The sequence below is a fragment of the Pseudomonas sp. HB05 genome (genome assembly GCF_016756915.1).
In the GTDB taxonomy this organism is placed as follows: Bacteria; Pseudomonadota; Gammaproteobacteria; order Pseudomonadales; family Pseudomonadaceae; genus Aquipseudomonas; species Aquipseudomonas alvandae.
The window spans coordinates 269,255-286,424 of record NZ_JAESPG010000002.1; the positions used below are offsets into that span (position 1 = coordinate 269,255).

Annotated in this window: 16 protein-coding genes; 11 read left to right on the forward strand and 5 right to left on the reverse strand. The window is 61.5% G+C overall.

The genetic code is table 11. The features are described 5' to 3' along the window. From JMN22_RS03735 to JMN22_RS03760, 6 genes are all read left to right on the forward strand, one after another. On the forward strand, window positions 1-726 hold the full coding sequence (locus tag JMN22_RS03735) for a FadR/GntR family transcriptional regulator (protein WP_225936048.1): 726 nt from the start codon (window positions 1-3) through the stop codon (window positions 724-726). Continuing rightward, window positions 723-1,673, forward strand: a complete 951-nt coding sequence (locus tag JMN22_RS03740; protein WP_236010242.1) for a LysR family transcriptional regulator — start codon at window positions 723-725, stop codon at window positions 1,671-1,673. The genes JMN22_RS03735 and JMN22_RS03740 overlap by 4 nt, the downstream gene beginning before the upstream one ends. A gap of 98 nt (window positions 1,674-1,771) precedes the next feature. Beyond that, window positions 1,772-2,782, forward strand: a complete 1,011-nt coding sequence (locus tag JMN22_RS03745; protein WP_198795850.1) for an ornithine cyclodeaminase family protein — start codon at window positions 1,772-1,774, stop codon at window positions 2,780-2,782. A 25-nt stretch (window positions 2,783-2,807) separates the two neighbouring features. Further along, window positions 2,808-3,824: a dihydrodipicolinate synthase family protein gene (locus tag JMN22_RS03750; protein WP_198795851.1), complete on the forward strand. Its 1,017-nt coding sequence runs from the start codon at window positions 2,808-2,810 to the stop codon at window positions 3,822-3,824. Window positions 3,825-3,840: 16 nt separating this feature from the next. Then, entirely contained in the window at window positions 3,841-5,310 is a 1,470-nt protein-coding gene (locus tag JMN22_RS03755) for an NAD-dependent succinate-semialdehyde dehydrogenase (RefSeq protein ID WP_198795852.1), read from the forward strand. 391 nt (window positions 5,311-5,701) lie between these two features. Continuing rightward, on the forward strand, window positions 5,702-6,835 hold the full coding sequence (locus tag JMN22_RS03760; protein WP_198795853.1) for an FAD-dependent oxidoreductase: 1,134 nt from the start codon (window positions 5,702-5,704) through the stop codon (window positions 6,833-6,835). Window positions 6,836-6,935: 100 nt separating this feature from the next. On the opposite strand, the gene JMN22_RS03765 is transcribed toward JMN22_RS03760, so the two are convergent. Next, the gene (locus JMN22_RS03765) at window positions 6,936-7,631 is read right to left on the reverse strand and encodes an EthD domain-containing protein (protein WP_225936047.1); all 696 of its coding nucleotides are present in this window, start codon (window positions 7,629-7,631) and stop codon (window positions 6,936-6,938) included. Between the two features lie 296 nt (window positions 7,632-7,927). Between JMN22_RS03765 and JMN22_RS03770 the strand changes: the two genes are divergently transcribed. From JMN22_RS03770 to JMN22_RS03790, 5 genes are all read left to right on the forward strand, one after another. Then, window positions 7,928-8,353: a YciI family protein gene (locus tag JMN22_RS03770; RefSeq protein ID WP_030141664.1), complete on the forward strand. Its 426-nt coding sequence runs from the start codon at window positions 7,928-7,930 to the stop codon at window positions 8,351-8,353. Window positions 8,354-8,376: 23 nt separating this feature from the next. Next, window positions 8,377-8,784: a VOC family protein gene (locus tag JMN22_RS03775; protein WP_030141663.1), complete on the forward strand. Its 408-nt coding sequence runs from the start codon at window positions 8,377-8,379 to the stop codon at window positions 8,782-8,784. Between the two features lie 286 nt (window positions 8,785-9,070). Further along, window positions 9,071-10,090, forward strand: coding sequence for a substrate-binding domain-containing protein (locus tag JMN22_RS03780; RefSeq protein ID WP_030141662.1), 1,020 nt, complete (start codon window positions 9,071-9,073; stop codon window positions 10,088-10,090). Next, window positions 10,078-13,095 carry an EAL domain-containing protein gene (locus JMN22_RS03785; protein WP_198795854.1) on the forward strand — a complete coding sequence of 1,006 codons (3,018 nt, stop codon included), beginning with the start codon at window positions 10,078-10,080 and terminating at the stop codon, window positions 13,093-13,095. The genes JMN22_RS03780 and JMN22_RS03785 overlap by 13 nt, the downstream gene beginning before the upstream one ends. Before the next feature lie 184 nt (window positions 13,096-13,279). Beyond that, window positions 13,280-14,182, forward strand: a complete 903-nt coding sequence (locus JMN22_RS03790) for a LysR family transcriptional regulator (RefSeq protein WP_030141660.1) — start codon at window positions 13,280-13,282, stop codon at window positions 14,180-14,182. Between the two features lie 27 nt (window positions 14,183-14,209). Here the strand turns inward: JMN22_RS03790 and map are convergent, their stop codons facing one another. From map to chrA, 4 genes are all read right to left on the reverse strand, one after another. Further along, entirely contained in the window at window positions 14,210-14,986 is a 777-nt protein-coding gene (map, locus tag JMN22_RS03795) for a type I methionyl aminopeptidase (RefSeq protein ID WP_030141659.1), read from the reverse strand. Beyond that, the gene (locus JMN22_RS03800; protein ID WP_030141658.1) at window positions 14,983-15,195 is read right to left on the reverse strand and encodes a ParD-like family protein; all 213 of its coding nucleotides are present in this window, start codon (window positions 15,193-15,195) and stop codon (window positions 14,983-14,985) included. Before JMN22_RS03800 ends, map begins: the two co-directional genes overlap by 4 nt. Before the next feature lie 165 nt (window positions 15,196-15,360). Beyond that, the gene (locus JMN22_RS03805) at window positions 15,361-15,633 is read right to left on the reverse strand and encodes a hypothetical protein (RefSeq protein ID WP_198795855.1); all 273 of its coding nucleotides are present in this window, start codon (window positions 15,631-15,633) and stop codon (window positions 15,361-15,363) included. 89 nt (window positions 15,634-15,722) lie between these two features. Further along, window positions 15,723-17,084: a chromate efflux transporter gene (gene chrA, locus JMN22_RS03810; protein ID WP_198795856.1), complete on the reverse strand. Its 1,362-nt coding sequence runs from the start codon at window positions 17,082-17,084 to the stop codon at window positions 15,723-15,725. Between the last annotated feature and the right edge of the window lie 86 nt (window positions 17,085-17,170).

Here is a 17,170-nt window from a genome sequence, read left to right on the forward strand (position 1 = left end):
GTGCGTGCGTCGGAAGGAAAAAAACGCGGCAGTCTTTCCCGAGGGCTTGAGGTGCTGCTTTCCGAGCACATCATCGAGGGGCGACTGCGTAGCGGAGAACAATTGCCCACCGAGTCGGCCCTCATGCTCGAACACAGGGTCAGCAGGACCGTGGTGCGCGAGGCGATGTCGCGTCTGCAGGCCGCCGGAATGGTCGAGACACGCCACGGCATCGGTACGTTTGTGCGCGATAGCACGCTGTCATTGAAGACCTTCATCGACCCGGCGACGATTGGTGTCATCGTCGATTCCCTGGCGATCATGGAGTTCCGGATTGGCCTGGAAGTCGAAGCCGCCGGGCTCGCCGCGCAACGCCGCCGCCCGGATCAGCTGGCCGGTTTGCGAGCGCTGCTCGATCAGCTCGGACAGCCGGCAGTCAGCCTCAATGATCGGGCGGCGCTGGATTTCCAGTTCCATCTGGGCATCGCCGAGGCGACCGGCAATCACTACATCGCCCACACGCTGCTCAACCTGGGCGTGGTCATCATTCCGCGCAGCCGATTGGATTCCGCGCGGCTGTTCCACGATGAGCCTTTGCACTACGAGCAGCGCATGCAAAGCGAGCATGAGCAGATCTACCAGGCGATCTTCAATCAAGACGCCGAATACGCACGCGCGGCCATGCGCCTGCACCTCCAGGACAGTCGCGAGTACCTGCATCAGGCCCGCAACGAGCTGCTGACATGACAACCATCCAGAACGCCCAGGTGCCGGAAACGACAACGCAGTACCCCGCCTCGGCGCTGACCATCATCGATCCGCGCTGGACCTTGTTTGTCCGTGTCGTGGCGGCGGGCAGCCTCAGCAAAGCGGCCGTATTGCTGGATATGCCGCAATCCATGGTCAGTCGCAATATCGCCTTGCTCGAGTCGCAATGTGGCGAACGCCTGTTCCATCGCACCGGACGAGGCGTGGTCCTGACCGAATTCGGTGAACAGCTGTTGCCATGTATATCCGGCCTTCTCGCGGATGCGGAGGGCCTTGCCGACGACATTCGCAACCTGCGTGGAAAACCGGTGGGCGAGGTGGTCGTGGGCATGTTGCCCTCAGCGGTGCGGCGGTTCGCGGGGACGCTGTTTTCCACGGTGCGGGCGCAGATGCCCGGGGTAAGGTTGCATTTGATCGAGGGCGCCAGTGCTCAACTCGAAGAGCAGTTGCACGACGGTCGCCTGGATATGGCGCTGGTGCTGCGCGAGAGCGAGGCGAGCATCGGGCAAGCGCATCTGCTGGCAAGGCTCCCACTGCATCTGGTGGGGCCTGCGGTCGATCCTCTTTTCGCCAGTCGAGACATTCCGTTGAAGCAGTTATCTGGATTGCCCCTGGTCGTACCCGGGCGGCCGCATCTGTTGAGGGCCAGGCTCGACCACTTGGCCGCCGATCAAGGTGTCGAATTATCCGTGGCCGTGGAAGCCGATTCCGTCCAGCTGCAGTACGAAGTCGTGGCGGCGGGGGGCGGCTATGCCATTGCGTCGGTGCTGCCGGGCTCGTTGGATCAGCGATTGGTGTCATCGCGAATCGTCGAGCCGGTCCTCGAGCGCTTCGTTGTCCTGGCGGAGTCGCCCCGGCGCCCGGTGACGCGTGCCTCCCGTGAGGTGCGCCGGTTGATCTGCAACCTGTCCATGCCATCGACTTAAGCGATAGCTGCTTTCGCTCCCCAGCAGTATTCGGTGCGGGGAGCGCCTCGTAGGGTGTCAGTCAACCAACGATTGATACCGATTGCGAGGTTCGCACCATGCATCACGCTCAAGAATCCCAAGTCATCGCCCCGACGCTTTTCCTCAGCGATGCCGATGTTGCCTCTCTCGCCGATTGGGGCACTGCCGTCGCCGCACTCGCCGAGGCGTATGCCCATCCGACGTCCGACGCGATGGTGCCGCCTCGTTCCATGGCGCGGGGCGACGGGCTCTGGCTGCGCAGCTTGACCGCCGTACCGCCCACGGGCGGCCAGATGGGCTGCAAATTGATCGCCGCTTCCATGCGGGCGCGCTGCGCCAGCTACCTGATCGCCTTGTTCAATCAGCAAACCATGGCCCTCAGTGCGCTGATCGACGGCAATCGGGTGACCGGTCTGCGTACCGCCGCCACCGCTGCGCTGGCGGTCGATTTGCTGGCGCCCAAGCGAGCGCTGCGGGTGGGTGTGATTGGCGCCGGGTTCGAGGCGCGGGGTGCGCTGGACTGCCTCAAGTCCGTGCGCGACGTGTCCCATGTCCGGGTGTTCAGTCCAACGCCCGCGAGCCGTGAGCGTTTTGCCGAAAGCTTCAGGCCCGGGCTGGATATCCAGGCGGTGAGCAGCGCCCAGGAGGCGGTGCGGGACGCTGACGTGGTGATCTGTGCCGCCCGCAGCCGTGACGAGTCTCCGGTGTTGCAAGGCGCGTGGCTTTGCCCGGGCGCCACGGTCGTGTCGTTGGGTTCCACCTTGCCTGAGCAACGGGAGGTTGATCCGGTCACGATGGAGCGAGCCGCCTGCATTGTCGCGGATATGCCGCAAGAGGTGCTCCACGATACCGGTGACGCCATCGCCGCGATCAGTGCCGGCGTGTATGTCGCCGACAAATTGGTGGCGCTGTCGGACCTGGTCGCGGGCCGTGTCACCCCGCGCCAGCAGGCAAGCGACATCGTTCTCTACAAATCGGTGGGCTCGGCGCTGCAGGACGTCGTCATCGCCCAAGCGCTGTACGAGCGCGCCCGGCAACAAGGCCTCGGCATCGAGCTGCCGGCCAGCATTGTCCCTGTCTCGAAATAACCCTCACTGTCCAAAGGAAATCATCATGGCCACATACAAGAAAGCGGACGCCCGTGCCTGGGCGCGGGAAAACCTGGTGGGCTGCTCGGCTGTCACCATCCCAAGCTTCAGTGCCGATCTGAAGCGACTCAACGAACGTGGCATTCGCCACGACATTGAACATACGGTCGGCCTGGGCTACAGCGCCACGTTGCTGTGCAGCGAACTGGCGATCTCTCCCCAGGAGAACGCGCAGTTCACGGCCTGGGCCCGTGAGTCGGGGAAAAACCTGATCCTGTTCTTCCACGCGGCTTTTGGGACGCTTGCCGAGAACATCGAGGCGGTGAAGCTCGCCGAGAATGCCGGTGCGGATATTGTCCTGCTGTCCTATCCACCGCAGTTCTGGCCGACCAACGAGCAGGAAATCTACGACTACACCAAGGCGTTCTGCGACGCGACGGACCTTGCCGTGATGCTGTTTCCGATTCCGTTGTGGGGTTTTGAACGGGTGCATCCGGCGGGTATGTCCCTGGAGTTGGTCCGTCGGCTGTTGGCTGATTGCCCGAACATCGCGGCGATCAAATCGGAGCAAGGGTTCCCACTGCCGGCGGGCATTTGCGAGATGTATTACCACTTCCGTGATCAGGTGGTGATCAGTTGCCCGATCGAAGGTGACGCGATCCCCTTGATGAGCCTGATGAAACTGCAGTTTTCTGGCACCAGCAACACCGCCTGGATGAGCGACTACTACCCGAAAGCGTTCGAACTGGCGCGCACGGGGCGCTTTGAAGAGGCGATGGAACTGTATTGGAAGGTCAATCCGGCCCGCAGTGCCAACGGCGCTGCCGCGCAGAGCTACGCCGGCGGTACCGGTGTGCTCAACCGGACGATGTGGAAATACCAGGACTGGCTCGCCGGCTTCAATGGCGGCCCGTTGCGTGCCCCGGCGATGCGCGTCCCGGATCGCTTCATGAAGTCGCTGCGCCAAGGCTTGGTTGCGTCGGGGTTGCCGGTGACTTCGGACCCGGACAGCGCCTTCATGATCGGGCGCCATCCGTGCTGATGGGGAGGATTGCACAGTGAAACATTTACTCAAGGATCCCACGCTGTGGCGTACTGACGCCTACATCGCTGGACAATGGCTGGCCGAGACGCCGCACGGTCGGTACACGTTGCGCAACCCGGTGGATCAGACGGTGCTGGCCGAGTTGCCGCGCTGTCGCGAAGCTGAAGTCCGGCAGGCTATCGATGCGGCGCACGACGCCTTCGGCCCGTGGCGTCGCTTGACGGCCAAGCGCCGTGGCGAGGTGTTGCGCCGTTGGTATGAGCTGATGGTCGAACATCGCGAGGACATTGCCACGCTGATTACCCTGGAGGAGGGCAAGCCACTGGAGGAGGCGCGCGGTGAAGTCGATTACGCGGCGTCTTTCGTGCGATGGTTTGGCGAAGAAGCCACACGGGTGCGCGGTGATCTGATTCCGGGGGTGAAGGACACTCAGCGCATCGTCGTACTGCGCGAGCCCATCGGCGTCTGCGCGGCGATAACGCCCTGGAATTTCCCGGCCGCGATGATCACGCGCAAGGCCGCTCCAGCCCTCGCGGCCGGTTGCACCATGGTGGTGAAACCGGCCAGCCAGACACCTTTGACCGCGTTGGCGCTCGCTGAACTGGCCCTGCGCGCGGGGGTGCCGGGCGGCGTTTTCAGTGTCATCACCGGTAATGACACTCGCGACATTGCCGGTGAGCTCACGGCCAACCCGTTGGTGCGCAAACTCACCTTCACGGGGTCCACCGAAGTGGGCCGGCTGTTGTTGGCGCAAGCGGCGCAGACGGTCAAGAAATGCTCCATGGAGCTGGGCGGCAACGCTCCGTTCATTGTCTTCGACGATGCGGATCTCGATGCGGCAGCCGACGGCGTGATGGTGGCCAAGTTTCGCAACGGCGGGCAATCCTGTATCGGCGCGAACCGGGTGCTGGTGCAGTCGGGGGTTCATGACGCATTGGCCGAGCGCATCGTTGAGCGGATGGCGCGCCTGAAGGTGGGCAATGGCCTGGAGCCTGGCGTGCAGGTCGGGCCGTTGATCGATGACGCGGCCGTACGAAAATCCCAGGCGCTGGTGGATGATGCACTGGCGCAAGGTGCCCGGCTGCTGGCGGGTGGCAAACCTCATTCCCTCGGCGGGTGTTTTTTCCAGCCCACCTTGCTCACCGATGTGACCCACGGGATGCGGGTCGCTCGCGAGGAGATCTTCGGCCCGGTCATGCCGCTGGTGCGTTTCGACAACGATGACCAGGCCATCGCGATGGCCAATGACAGCGAGTTCGGTTTGGCGGCGTACCTGTTCAGCCGTGACGCGGCACGCATCTGGCGCAACGCCGCGCGCATCGAATCGGGCATGGTGGGCATCAACTGCGGCCTGATTTCAAATGAAGTCGCACCCTTTGGTGGCGTGAAACAGAGCGGTCTCGGGCGAGAGGGATCCCACCTGGGCATCGACGAGTTCCTTGAAGTGAAATACCTCTGCTGGGATGGCTTGGAAAGCGTGTGAAACCTGTGCCTGGTCCATGGATGCCTGGGCTTGCACCTTCTTGGCTGATGCACCGCCGAGCGCTTTTGTGGCGAGGGAGCTTGCTCCCGCTGGGCTGCGTAGCGGCCCTTTCTTGTGGGCGCTTCGCACCCAAGCGGGAGCAAGCTCCCTCGCCACGGGTTTGGGGTGGCTGGTCATCTGTGGACTGGCCAGACCCATCGCCGGCAGCGATACCTCGGATTGTGCAAAGCGATTTCAGCGCTGATTCCCGATTCGATAGTCTCGTGGCTGATCCGGCATTTTTCGTCGGCATTCTCATGATTCTGCGGCGTTGATTCGATGTCGTCGCAGAGCCTGTCGGTGCGCCAGGCAATGTCCGCCCGATTGAAATAAGAATAATTAGGAGAGCGCGATGATTGCAGCAGTCAATAAGGTCCTGGTGATCGGAGGCGGGTTTTCCGGTATGACCGCGGCTATCCAGCTCGCCCGCCAGGGCGTCGAAGTCGATCTGGTGGAAATAGACCCGCTGTGGTGTCCGCTGGGGGCGGGTATCACCCTCAGTGGGCCTACGTTGCGAGCGCTGGATACGATTGGAATCCTTGAGCGGGTGGCTGGGGAAGGGTACCTGTCGACCAACTTCGATGTGTTTTCACCGGCAGGCGAGCTGATCGTGCAATTGGCACTTCGACCTCCGGTCAGCGATAAACCGATCCCCTGTGGCGGCGGCATCCTGCGCCCGGTGCTGGCCCGGATCTTCGCCGAAAAAACCAGGGAAGTGGGCACCCGCGTGCGCCTCGGCATCAGCTACGACACCATCACCCAACAGGACGATGGCATTGAAGTGTCGTTCACCGACGGGACTGCTGGACGCTATGACCTGGTCATCGCCGCTGACGGTGTGCATTCGCGGATGCGCAAGGAATTTTTCCCGCAAGCACCGTCGCCAAAACCCATCCATCAGAGTGTCTGGCGCGCGGTGCTGAGGCGCCCGCCGGAAATCGTCCGCCCGACTCACTGGCTGGGGCGCACCAAGGTCGGTGTCAATCCGATTTCCGACACGCACATGTACATGTTCCTGATGGAGAACCGCGATTTTTCCGAGTGGATCGATCCGGCCACCTGGCCGGGTGAGATGGCCCGTCTGCTGGGCGAGTTCCCAGCCCCGATCCTGCAAGCGCTGGTGCCGCAGCTGTACGAGTCGGGCGCCAGTATCGACTATCGTCCGCTGGCCAATCTATTGGTGCCGTTACCCTGGCACCAAGGCCGCATCGTGATGATCGGGGATACCGTGCACGCCACCACGCCGCACTTGGCTTCCGGGGCTGGAATTGGCATCGAGAGCGCCATCGTGCTGGCTGAGGAACTGCTCGCCGAAAGTTATCTCCAGACAGCCCTGGCCCGATTCGAAGCGCGACGTTGGGAGCGGTGCCAACTGGTGGTGGAGAACTCCGCGCGTCTGTGCGAGCTGGAAAAGAATGGTGGTGATAAAGACGAGCATGCCCAGATCATGCGCGAGTCCACCGCGCTATTGGCCGAGCCTGTTTGAGCCCGGGCCGGCATAAATAAAAGGACGGCTTTGATAGTCGTCCTTTTTTATTCCGGGCCGGTCCTGATTTCACAATCGTCCGGCGGTAATGGCTGAAGGTCTATTGGCCCAGATCGAGAATGACGACTTCCTTCACGTAGACGAAAAACGATTCTGACGACAGCGCGATCCCTTCGTCGGAAAGCTGCTGGAACAACGACCTCTGGTACTGCCGAAAACCTTGAAGGTCCGCTTCGTTTTCGAACCACAGGCTGGAAACGCCTTCGTAGACGCCTATGTCCGGCCCGAAATAAGACGTCACCCGGTCACCTTCGGGCATATACCGGGCGCGAACGTGCCTGCGCAGGGCCTTCTGGAACGCCGGACATTCACTCGCTGCCGCAGCATGAGCGCGATCCCAGGCGCTGAAAAAAGCCTCGAGCTGCACCGCGGGGTTCTTTTTGAGGAAAAGCATGGCCTTCCAATTCGTGGGCAATGTGCCGGTTTCGGACAGTTCGACCTCATCCATCAGTTGCGCAACCTGTTTGGAAAGGTCAGCGAAGTTCTTGGCATCAGGTCCCGTGGTTTGCTGGGTATAGGGGTCGCTGAAGGTGGCGATCAGGTCCGACATGTTTTCAAAGAACAATTCCGTTATGGAATCCCTGTGAAATGTTTGCGTGTAGGCGTTATCGGAATCGACGCCAAAGGCTGCGTCGATGACGTGGTTCTGGACGTAGCGCTTGACGCCCAGGGGCTTGGCTTGGGCGATCTTTCCGTGCTGGTGCTCTATGTAGTCGAGGAATTCAACATGGGTCATGCCGGGTTTCCTGCGCACAGCGGCTAGCATCTTAATCATGAGCGGACTCTCGCTTTATTATCATCGACGGACTTTTTGACCCTGAAAATATAAGGCGAGGGTCGGGCGGCTAACCAATCGCTATTTCGGCTGCCAGGTATCGCGCAATGCCATGCCTGATCAACTCATTCCCGGGCTTTACCACGCTTCGAAAAAAAAACGCCGCCACGCTGTCGATTCGAGTCATCGCCATTCGACTACCCTGTAGAGCCGCCACACGGACGGCCTGATCCATTCATTCCCCAGGAGATATGAGCATGCGATTTATGGTGATCGTCAAGGCCAGTCCGGAGTCGGAAGCCGGAGAAATGCCCAGCGCGGAGCTGCTGGCTGCCATGGGTGCCTACAACGAAGAATTGGTCAAGGCGGGGGTGATGCTCGCCGGCGAAGGCCTGCATCCCAGTGCCCAGGGCGTGCGCGTACGGTTTTCCGGCAAGGACCGGACCGTCGTCGAGGGGCCATTCGCCCAGACAAGCGAGTTGATCGCCGGGTTCTGGATTTTCAAGGTCCGGTCACTGCAAGAGGCGATCGACTGGGTCAAGCGCTGTCCGAACCCGATGGTCAGCGACAGTGAGATCGAGATCCGCCAGATCTTCGAACTCGAGGAATTCGGCGAGAGTTTTACCCCTGAACTACAGGCACAGGAAGAACGCCTGCGGGCGCAGATATCCAGTCAGTCGTGAAACCGATGAAAGGAGAGCACACCATGAGAATCATTCCGTACCTGACCTTCGATGGCCGTTGCAAGGAAGCCTTTGCGTTGTACAAGGACGTGCTGGGCGGCGAGCTGTTTTCCATGTCCTTTGCCGAGGCGCCAGAAGATGTCGGCATGCCCAAGGACCCGAACCTGATCATGCACACCTGCCTGACCGTGGGCAACTTCAGCCTGATGGCGTCCGACTGCCCGCCAGGCCAGCCGTATCGCAAGCCGCAAGGCGTGTCGGTTTCCCTCAACGTCGACAGCGCGGAGGAGGCCGAGCGGCTCTTCAAGGGCTTGAGTGCGGGGGGCAGCGTGCACATGCCCTTGGCGAAGACGTTCTGGGCGGAACGCTTCGCCATGTTCGAAGACCGTTTCGGGATCGCCTGGATGGTCAACTACGAGGGGCGCCAATAGGCCGGGCGTAGCCAGGGTCGCCGGCCTGGAAGCGGCCGGCGACCTGAAAAGGACTTGATAGTTGCAGAACCCGGCTATCCTTTCGGTACTGCATTCTTGGCAAAGGGACGCCATGCCAGACTATGAACGCGCCACCGGCCCTGGATCCCGCCTCATTTGGGGTGATCGAACCTGTTTGATCGGGCCGTCGCTACGCTGGATGACGTCAATTGCGGTGTCCTGTTTCCTTGCGGCAACTTCCGGCTACGGCCAGGAGCAACCGAACGAGGCGGCTGCCACGGTGACGGTGGCCCAAGCCCAGGAAATCGTAGCCAAGGCCACCCTCGGGGCCGTCCGCTGGAGCGGTCCGCAGGCCGGTCCGCCAGCCCAGCGGGGCAAGAGTATTGCGCTGGTCGCAGAGGACTTGCGCAACGGTGGCATTGTCGGTGTCGCGCAGGGGGCCCGGGAGGCAGCCAGTGCGATGGGTTGGACGCTGAGGATATTCGATGGCGCAGGCTCCGCGTCCGGTCGCGCCAAGGCTTTTTCCGATGCCCTGGCGGCGAAGCCCGACGGTCTCATGCTGTGCGGCTCCGATGCCCTTGAGAACAACGCGGCGCTGATGCGCTTCGCCGACAAGGACATCCCGGTGGTCGGCTGGCACGCCGGGGCACACCCCGGGCCGATTGACGGTACGCCGGTGGCCATGAACGTCACGAGCGACCCGCTTGAAGTGGCACGGCTTACCGCCATGGCGGCGGTGGCGCAGTCAAACGGACAGGCCGGCGTGGTCATTCTCACTGACTCCAAGTACAGCATCGCCATGACCAAAGCCAAGGCCATGGAGGACGTCATTCGGGCCTGTCAGGGGTGTTCGATGCTGGAAGTGCGCGATGTCGCGATCTCCGAAAGCAGCGAGAAGATGCCTGCCGTGACCAGGGAACTGCTCCAGCGCTATGGCAAGCGCTGGACCCACACGCTGGCGATCAACGATATCTATTTCGACTATTCGATTGCCTCGTTGACCGGCGCCGCGATACCCAGCAATGGCATCAGTCTTTTGTCTGCCGGGGATGGCAGCGCTTCGGCTTTCCTGCGCATCCAGGCGAAAACCTACCAGACCGTTACCGTCGCCGAGCCGCTCAACCTGCATGGCTGGCAAGTAATGGACGAATTGAACCGGTTGTTTGCAGGCCAGCCGGTGAGCGGCTTCATCGCGCCGATCCACTTGGTCAACGCCGACAATGTCGCCTTCGATGGTGGAAAAAAATCCCAGTACGATCCGGATAACGGCTATCGAGACATCTATCGCCGCCAATGGAACCCCTGATGTTGGATATTTTTTCCCGGCTTGGACGCCAGCTCTGGCCACAATCACTCCGCGCCCAGTTTGCGCTGGCGTTTGTGGCGCTGGCGCTGTTGATTCTCGCGGGGGGAGCCACGGCGGTCTACGCGTTGCGCTCCTCGAACAACGCCACTCGCCAACTGACGGATGAGCGGTTGGTCCGCATGCAATATGGCCAGGACATGGTGCAGCGTACATTGCTGATCGAACGCCAGACTGACCAGCTCCTGACTACCCGTTCACCAGACGTCCTGCGATCAAGCTATGCCGCGACCGTCGAACAGCTTGGCGCCCTGGACCAACTGGTTCAGCAGTTGACCGCCGCGAACAGTGCCGTAGCGATACTCGATATGCATCAGTCGAGCCAGTTGTTCCGCAATACCGCCACCATCGTTGCACAGTTGCGTGAAAGCCTGCTGCAAACCGAGATTACGTTCGAGCAGGCCCTTGAGGATCGCACCGCCCGGTTAACGGCGGCCAGTACCCCGGCCAGCCTGGAGCGGGCGGTGTTGCTTTTCGATCTGTCGCAGACGGCTGACGGTGAGGCGGTGCAACGACTGCGGATGCGCTATGAACGTTTGTCACCCGAGGCAGCTTCCCTTGACGCTGACATGGGCAAGCCCGATCTGTTTTCCCTGCGCGGGACGCTCGTCGATCAGCACAACGTCATAAAGCGCTTCAACGAGGAGTTGCAGAATCAGGCCGGGGTGTTGGTCACCTTGGCCCGTGCGCAGTCGAATGCCTACACCGAGGACTATCGCGCAGCCGTGCAGCGGCTGGTGGAGGACTCGAACCGTAGCCAGCAATGGGTACTGATCATGTTGGGCGCCAGCCTGGTGCTCGCCTGGTTCGTGACCCGGGTCTTCATGGGCCGCCATGTGCTCGTGCGCCTGAATGAGATAAGCCGGCAGTTGCGCCAGGAGCATGCGGACAAAACGCATTTGATGATGGCGGACCATGGGAACGACGAGATCGGCAACATGGCGCGGGCGGTGAATCAGTTTCTTGAGGACCGGCTTCAGTTGGAAAAAAGAACCGCCCAATTGAGCATCGCCACTGAACGGCTCGCCGTGCAGAACAGCCGGCTGGAGCAGGAGGCGATCATTCGTGCCGGACAAGGCCATGTCCTGGAGCTGATCGCCAGGAGCACCGAGCTTGCCGAGGTGCTCGACAGCCTGGCTCACCTGGTCGAGTCCCAGCTGGAGGGCATGATGGTGTCGATCCTCTTGCTGGATGAGGAAGGCAAGCACCTGCACCACGGGGCCGCGCCCAGTTTGCCCAAAGCCTATAGCCAGATCATCGACGGGATCGAAATCGGTCCGAACGTCGGTTCATGTGGTACTTCGGCGTATCGCCGAGAACCGGTGATCGTCACGGATATCCAGCAGGATCCGCTGTGGGAGGCATACCGTTCAATCGCCGAGCCCTACGGGTTTCGTGCCTGCTGGTCGACGCCGATCCTGTCCCATGAGCGAAAGGTACTGGGGACATTTGCGTTGTATGCCAAGACCGTGCGCAGCCCCAGCCTGGCCGAGACGCAACTGATCGATCTGGCGACACCCCTCGCCGGGATTGCCATCGAACGCCAGTTGACGGAAAAGCGCATTCGCTTCATGGGCGATCATGACGTGCTGACCGGGCTGCCGAATCGCACGCTGCTCGAAGACCGTCTCAAGCAGGCCATGCTCTATGCCCAGCGCTATAACCGGCTGGTGACGGTGGTGTTTCTCGACCTGGACAAATTCAAACTGGTGAATGACAGCCTTGGGCACAGTGCCGGTGATGAACTGCTGAAGACGGTGGCCCAGCGCATGGTCGAGTGCGTCCGCCGGACCGACACCGTTGTGCGGTTGGGTGGCGACGAATTCGTGATCATCCTGTTCGACCAGCCCTCAGACCTCGACGGCGTGACGCCCGTCCTGCACAAGCTCCAGGAAGCGATCCTGCAACCGATCCACCTCAGCGGCCATAAACTCCACGTCACCTGCAGCATGGGGCTGGCGACTTACCCTGCCGACGGCGCAGACACCGATACGTTGATCAGCAATGCGGACGCCGCCATGTACCGGGCCAAGGAGCTGGGTCGCAACAGCTTCCAGTTCTACACGAGCGAGATGAACACCCAGGTACAGGGCAAGCTGGCCATGCAGGATGGGCTTCGAAACGCCCTCGACAATGACGAGTTCCTGCTGCTGTACCAGCCACAGGTGGACTTGCAGTCGGGCCAGATCATTGGCGTGGAAGCGTTGATTCGCTGGCAGCACCCCGAGCTTGGCATGGTGTCGCCCATCAAGTTCATTCCCCAGGCCGAAGAAACCGGCCTGATCGTGCCCATCGGCGACTGGGTGATCCACACCGCGTGCCGACAGAACAAGGCGTGGCAGGCGGCCGGCTTGCCGCCGATCACCGTGTCGGTGAACATCTCGGCGCGCCAGTTCGTCGAAAGGAACCTGATCGACCGGGTCAACCATGCCCTGCAGGAAACCGGGCTTGAGCCGATGTACCTTGAGCTGGAGCTGACCGAAAGCCTGATCATGCAAGACCTCCAGCAAGCCATCAGTAAAATGAAGGCGCTGCAGTCAATGGGCACCAGTCTCTCGATCGACGACTTCGGCACCGGTTATTCCAGCCTTGCAGCGTTGAAGAGCTTCCCGATTGCGAGGCTCAAGATCGACCAGTCTTTCGTGCGCGACCTGCCCGACAACGAAAACGACAAGGCTATCGCCACCGCGGTGATTTCGTTGGGGCACAAACTGAACCTCAAAGTGATCGCCGAAGGTGTCGAAACCGAAGAGCAACAAACGTTCCTGCGGGAAAACGGCTGCGATGAAATTCAAGGTCACTTTTTCAGCAAGGCCGTCAGCGCAGAGGAAATCAGCCTGTTGCTGCGTATGCCTCGATTGCCTCAGTCAAGCCGCACCCTGAATACGGATTCGACAGGACAGGCGCACGGTGTAAAACGCCCGGGCCGTCCAATGCCTGGGCGTTAGTTCGGCGTGTCATGGCGTCGATCCAGGCGTAGTCGTTTGCCTGGCAAACGCGTTACGATTTACCCGTTTGTACCGAGCGATACCCGAGCCAGCACATCCTGCCCGCATCTTCATCGAAGCCCATGAAAACGCCAATTGCCCCGGTTGGTGAAGCTCTGTCGAGAGACCCTACAGCGTGAAAAAAATCATTCGAGTCGATGACCTCCAGGTATTCGTGACCACCACCGACGTCGGCAGTTTTTCAGCGGCGGCACGGTTGCTGGACATTTCTCCTGCACTCGCGAGCGTCGCGGTGCAACGGCTCGAAGCCAGCCTGGGCGTGCGGTTGTTCGTGCGCTCCACGAGGCGGCTGCGTCTGTCGGATGACGGCGAGCGCTACCTGGCGCATGCGCGGCAGGCATTGGAAGCGTTGGGGGACGGCGAGCTTGCCCTGGCCCAGGGACGCGACGAAGTGGCCGGGACGCTGCGGCTGTCCATGCCTTCGGACATCGGGCGCAACCTGTTGCTGCCGTGGCTGGATGAGTTCCAGCAGTTGCACCCCAAGGTGCTGTTGCAGTTGCGCGTCAGCGACCAGGTGGCGGATCTGTTCAGCGAGCACCTCGACGCGAGCATCCGCTACGGCCAGTTGGCCGACTCGAGCCTCGTGTCCTTGGCGCTGGAGCCTTCCAACAGGCGGACCGTGTGCGCATCCCCGGACTACATCGCACGCCATGGCCGGCCACAGACGCCCGCCGAGTTGAGCCGGCACAATTGCCTTCGTTATGTGATGGGGGACCAGACGTTCGAACGCTGGAGTTTTCAGACGCCCAGAGGTGTGGAAACGGTCCAGGTTGCCGGAAATCGCATCAGCGATGATGCGGATATTGTCAGGCGCTGGGCGGTGTCGGGGCAGGGGATCGTCTACAAATCCAGGCTCGACGTCATGGACGACCTGCGCAGTGGCCGCCTGGTGGAAGTTTTCCCGCCGGACTATGGCCAGCCAGCACCGCTCCAATTGGTGTGCGCCCACCGAACTTCGCTGACGCCTGCGGTACAGATGTTGAGGGCCTTTCTGGCAGCGCGTTTCGAACGTTATCTCAGCGATTGAACGACAGCGGTGCCCATCACGCTGAAACTATCGGTCGTCCACCATGCCCGATTCATCAGCACGCAACGTCAATACCGAAAAACCGCAAGGCGTCACCGCCACGGTGTGTTCGAATTGCGCGGAAAGCGCCCCGTCCTTCGTGACCACGGTCCATCCGTCGGCCTCGGTCCTGACGTGCGGCGCACCCTGGTTGAGCATCGGTTCGATGGTGAAGACCATGCCTTCACGCAGGACGAGCCCGGTCCCCGGCCTGCCGAAGTGCAGCACCTGGGGTTCTTCGTGCATTTGCCGGCCGATGCCATGGCCGCAGTATTCACGGACCACCGAATATCCGTTGAGCGTGGCATGGCGTTGGATGGCTGAGCCGATGTCGCCCAGGCGCGCACCCGGGCGGACGCTGCGGATGCCTTTCCACATCGCTTCGTAGGTGACCCGGACCAGTTTCCTGGCAACTGGATCGACGTTGCCGATCAGGTACGTCTTGCTGGAGTCGGCGATATAGCCGTTCTTCTCCAAGGTGATGTCGAGATTGACGATGTCGCCGTCTTGGAGCACCTGCGAGCGCGACGGCACTCCGTGGCAGACCACCTCGTTGATCGAGCAGTTCAGCACGAAGCCATACCCGTACTGCCCTTTGCTGGCAGGGCGGGCCTGGAGGTCCCGGACAATCATATGCTCGACCATTTCATCGATCTGAAGCGTCGACAAGCCGATCAAAGAGGTCCGGTCCAGCCGCTCGAAGACTGACGCCAGCAGCCGGCCGGATTCAGCCATCAAGGCCACTTCCTCGGGTCGCTTGATCATTGATAGCTGGCCTCCAGTGGCTGCGCGGTGACACCGGCGTCACTGAGCTCGCGCTGGATGATCTCGTTGAAGCTGAGGGTCGGGCTGGTCTCGCACAGCATGCCGACCTTGATCCAGAAGGCCGCCTGCGCGTTGATCGAGCGGCAGGACACCTTGGTTGCCTTGCGCAGCTGATCGTGGAGTTCGTCGTCGATGTTGACAATGCCCATGTGTAGCTCCCATATGAAACGTAGGTGAAGCATATACGTTTCATATATTCATGGGCCAGCGTCTTTTTTCCTGCCGCTCCTCAAGGGACCGGTCAGGCCAGGTCCTCGACGCGTGGCAAGATCCCTCACGCGACGCGCTTCATCTCCACCACCGTCATGCTCCATTCATTGGCGACGAGCGTTGTCGCGCTGGCGATAGAACTCCGACCTGCGCCTGGCGTCGTCACGCTGGCTCTGCTCGTAATGCCTGCGTTTTTCCCGAGCCATTGCCTCCTGGGCCTTTTGGTGCGAATCGTTCTCCCGTTCGGTTTTTTCCGCTTCCCGCTGTTGTGCCCAATAACGCCGATATTGCTCCCGGGCCCGGTCGAGGTCTTCAGCATGGGTCTGCTGCGCCGTCACGCACATGATTGCAAAGGCGAAGGTGGTGAGGTGGCGCATGGGAAAACGTCTCCAGTGAGGCGGCAAGCACCGCGCATCCGGTAGACATCTGTTTCTGGAAAAGTTGCCTCTGGAGAATGCTCTGGCCCCTAGCGCATCAGGTGCACGGCCAAGCCCACCAGCGCACAACCGAGCAACACCTGGATCACGCCGCGCTTGAAGCGAAACAGCGCGATCGCCGCCGCCAGCGCAATCAGTGCCGAAGGCCAGTCGAGGCTTCCACTGAATCCGCTTGGCCAGAGCACGTGATAGCCAAAGAAACACGCGAGGTTGAGGATCACCCCGACCACCGCCGCGGTAATCGCGGTAAGTGGTGCGGTGAACTTGAGTTCGTTGTGGGTCGATTCCACCAGCGGGCCGCCCGCCAGGATGAACAGGAAGGAGGGCAGGAAGGTGAACCAGGTCACCAGGGCTGCCGCAACGGCACCCGCCAGGAACACCTGGTCGGCGCCAAACACCTGCGAGACATAGGCGCCGACAAACCCGACGAAAGCCACCACCATGATCAGCGGTCCGGGCGTGGTTTCGCCGAGCGCCAAGCCGTCGATCATTTGGGTCGGGGTCAACCAGCCGTAGTGGCCGACCGCGCCTTGATAGACATAAGGCAGCACTGCATAGGCGCCGCCGAAGGTCAGCAGGGCAGCTTTGGTGAAGAACCAGCCCATCTGCGTCAACGTGCCTTCCCAGCCGAACAGCGCGGTGAGCAAGCCCATCGGCAGGCTCCACAACAACACACCCAGCATCGCCAGGAAGGCGAGCCTCGGCCAACTGAAACGGGCGTGATCGGGGGTGGGCGTTTCGTCATCGATCAGGGCCGGGCCGAACGACTTTTTCGCGGCGCCATGCCCGCCGACCTGGAATTTCTCCGGTGCCAGGCGGCCACCAACGTAACCAATGCATGCGGCGCCCAGCACGATCAGGGGGAAGGGCACGTTGAACGCGAAGATCGCCGTGAACGAAGCCGCGGCGATGGCCCACAGCCAATTGTTCTTCAATGCCCGCGAACCGATTCGATGCGCCGCCTGAACGACGATCGCCGTGACAGCGGGCTTGATCCCATAGAACAGGCCGGCCACCACCGGGACTTCGCCGAAGGCGATGTACATCCAGGACAGCGCGATCAGGATGAAGAGCGAGGGCAGGACGAACAGGGCGCCGGCGACCACGCCGCCCCAGGAACGATGCATCAGCCAGCCGATGTAGGTCGCCAATTGCTGGGCCTCGGGCCCGGGCAGCAACATGCAGTAGTTGAGCGCGTGGAGGAAGCGTCGCTCGGAGATCCAGCGTCGCCGCTCGACCAGCTCCTGGTGCATGATCGAAATCTGCCCCGCAGGGCCGCCGAAGCTGATGAAACCCAGTTTCAGCCAGAACCAGAAGGCAACGCGCAAGCTGATGGGCTCAGGTCTCGGAAGATCGGTTTCGACGGCAGATTTGGCAAGCTCGGGATTCATGAGCGACAGCTCGGAAAAATGAGATGTCGCTACAGTATCGGTTCATCGAAAAATGGAAAGCTATTTGTCGGCCGAGGTGGGAAGCA

Coding starts and splice junctions, on each gene's coding strand:
- JMN22_RS03770 (WP_030141664.1), top strand. CDS start 7,928: ATGCGATTTATGGTGATCGTCAAGGCCAGTCCGGAGTCGGAAGCCGGA.
- JMN22_RS03745 (WP_198795850.1), top strand. CDS start 1,772: ATGCATCACGCTCAAGAATCCCAAGTCATCGCCCCGACGCTTTTCCTC.
- JMN22_RS03760 (WP_198795853.1), top strand. CDS start 5,702: ATGATTGCAGCAGTCAATAAGGTCCTGGTGATCGGAGGCGGGTTTTCC.
- JMN22_RS03800 (WP_030141658.1), bottom strand. CDS start 15,195: ATGGGCATTGTCAACATCGACGACGAACTCCACGATCAGCTGCGCAAG.
- JMN22_RS03775 (WP_030141663.1), top strand. CDS start 8,377: ATGAGAATCATTCCGTACCTGACCTTCGATGGCCGTTGCAAGGAAGCC.
- JMN22_RS03750 (WP_198795851.1), top strand. CDS start 2,808: ATGGCCACATACAAGAAAGCGGACGCCCGTGCCTGGGCGCGGGAAAAC.
- map (WP_030141659.1), bottom strand. CDS start 14,986: ATGATCAAGCGACCCGAGGAAGTGGCCTTGATGGCTGAATCCGGCCGG.
- chrA (WP_198795856.1), bottom strand. CDS start 17,084: ATGAATCCCGAGCTTGCCAAATCTGCCGTCGAAACCGATCTTCCGAGA.
- JMN22_RS03765 (WP_225936047.1), bottom strand. CDS start 7,631: ATGACCCATGTTGAATTCCTCGACTACATAGAGCACCAGCACGGAAAG.
- JMN22_RS03785 (WP_198795854.1), top strand. CDS start 10,078: ATGGAACCCCTGATGTTGGATATTTTTTCCCGGCTTGGACGCCAGCTC.
- JMN22_RS03805 (WP_198795855.1), bottom strand. CDS start 15,633: ATGCGCCACCTCACCACCTTCGCCTTTGCAATCATGTGCGTGACGGCG.
- JMN22_RS03740 (WP_236010242.1), top strand. CDS start 723: ATGACAACCATCCAGAACGCCCAGGTGCCGGAAACGACAACGCAGTAC.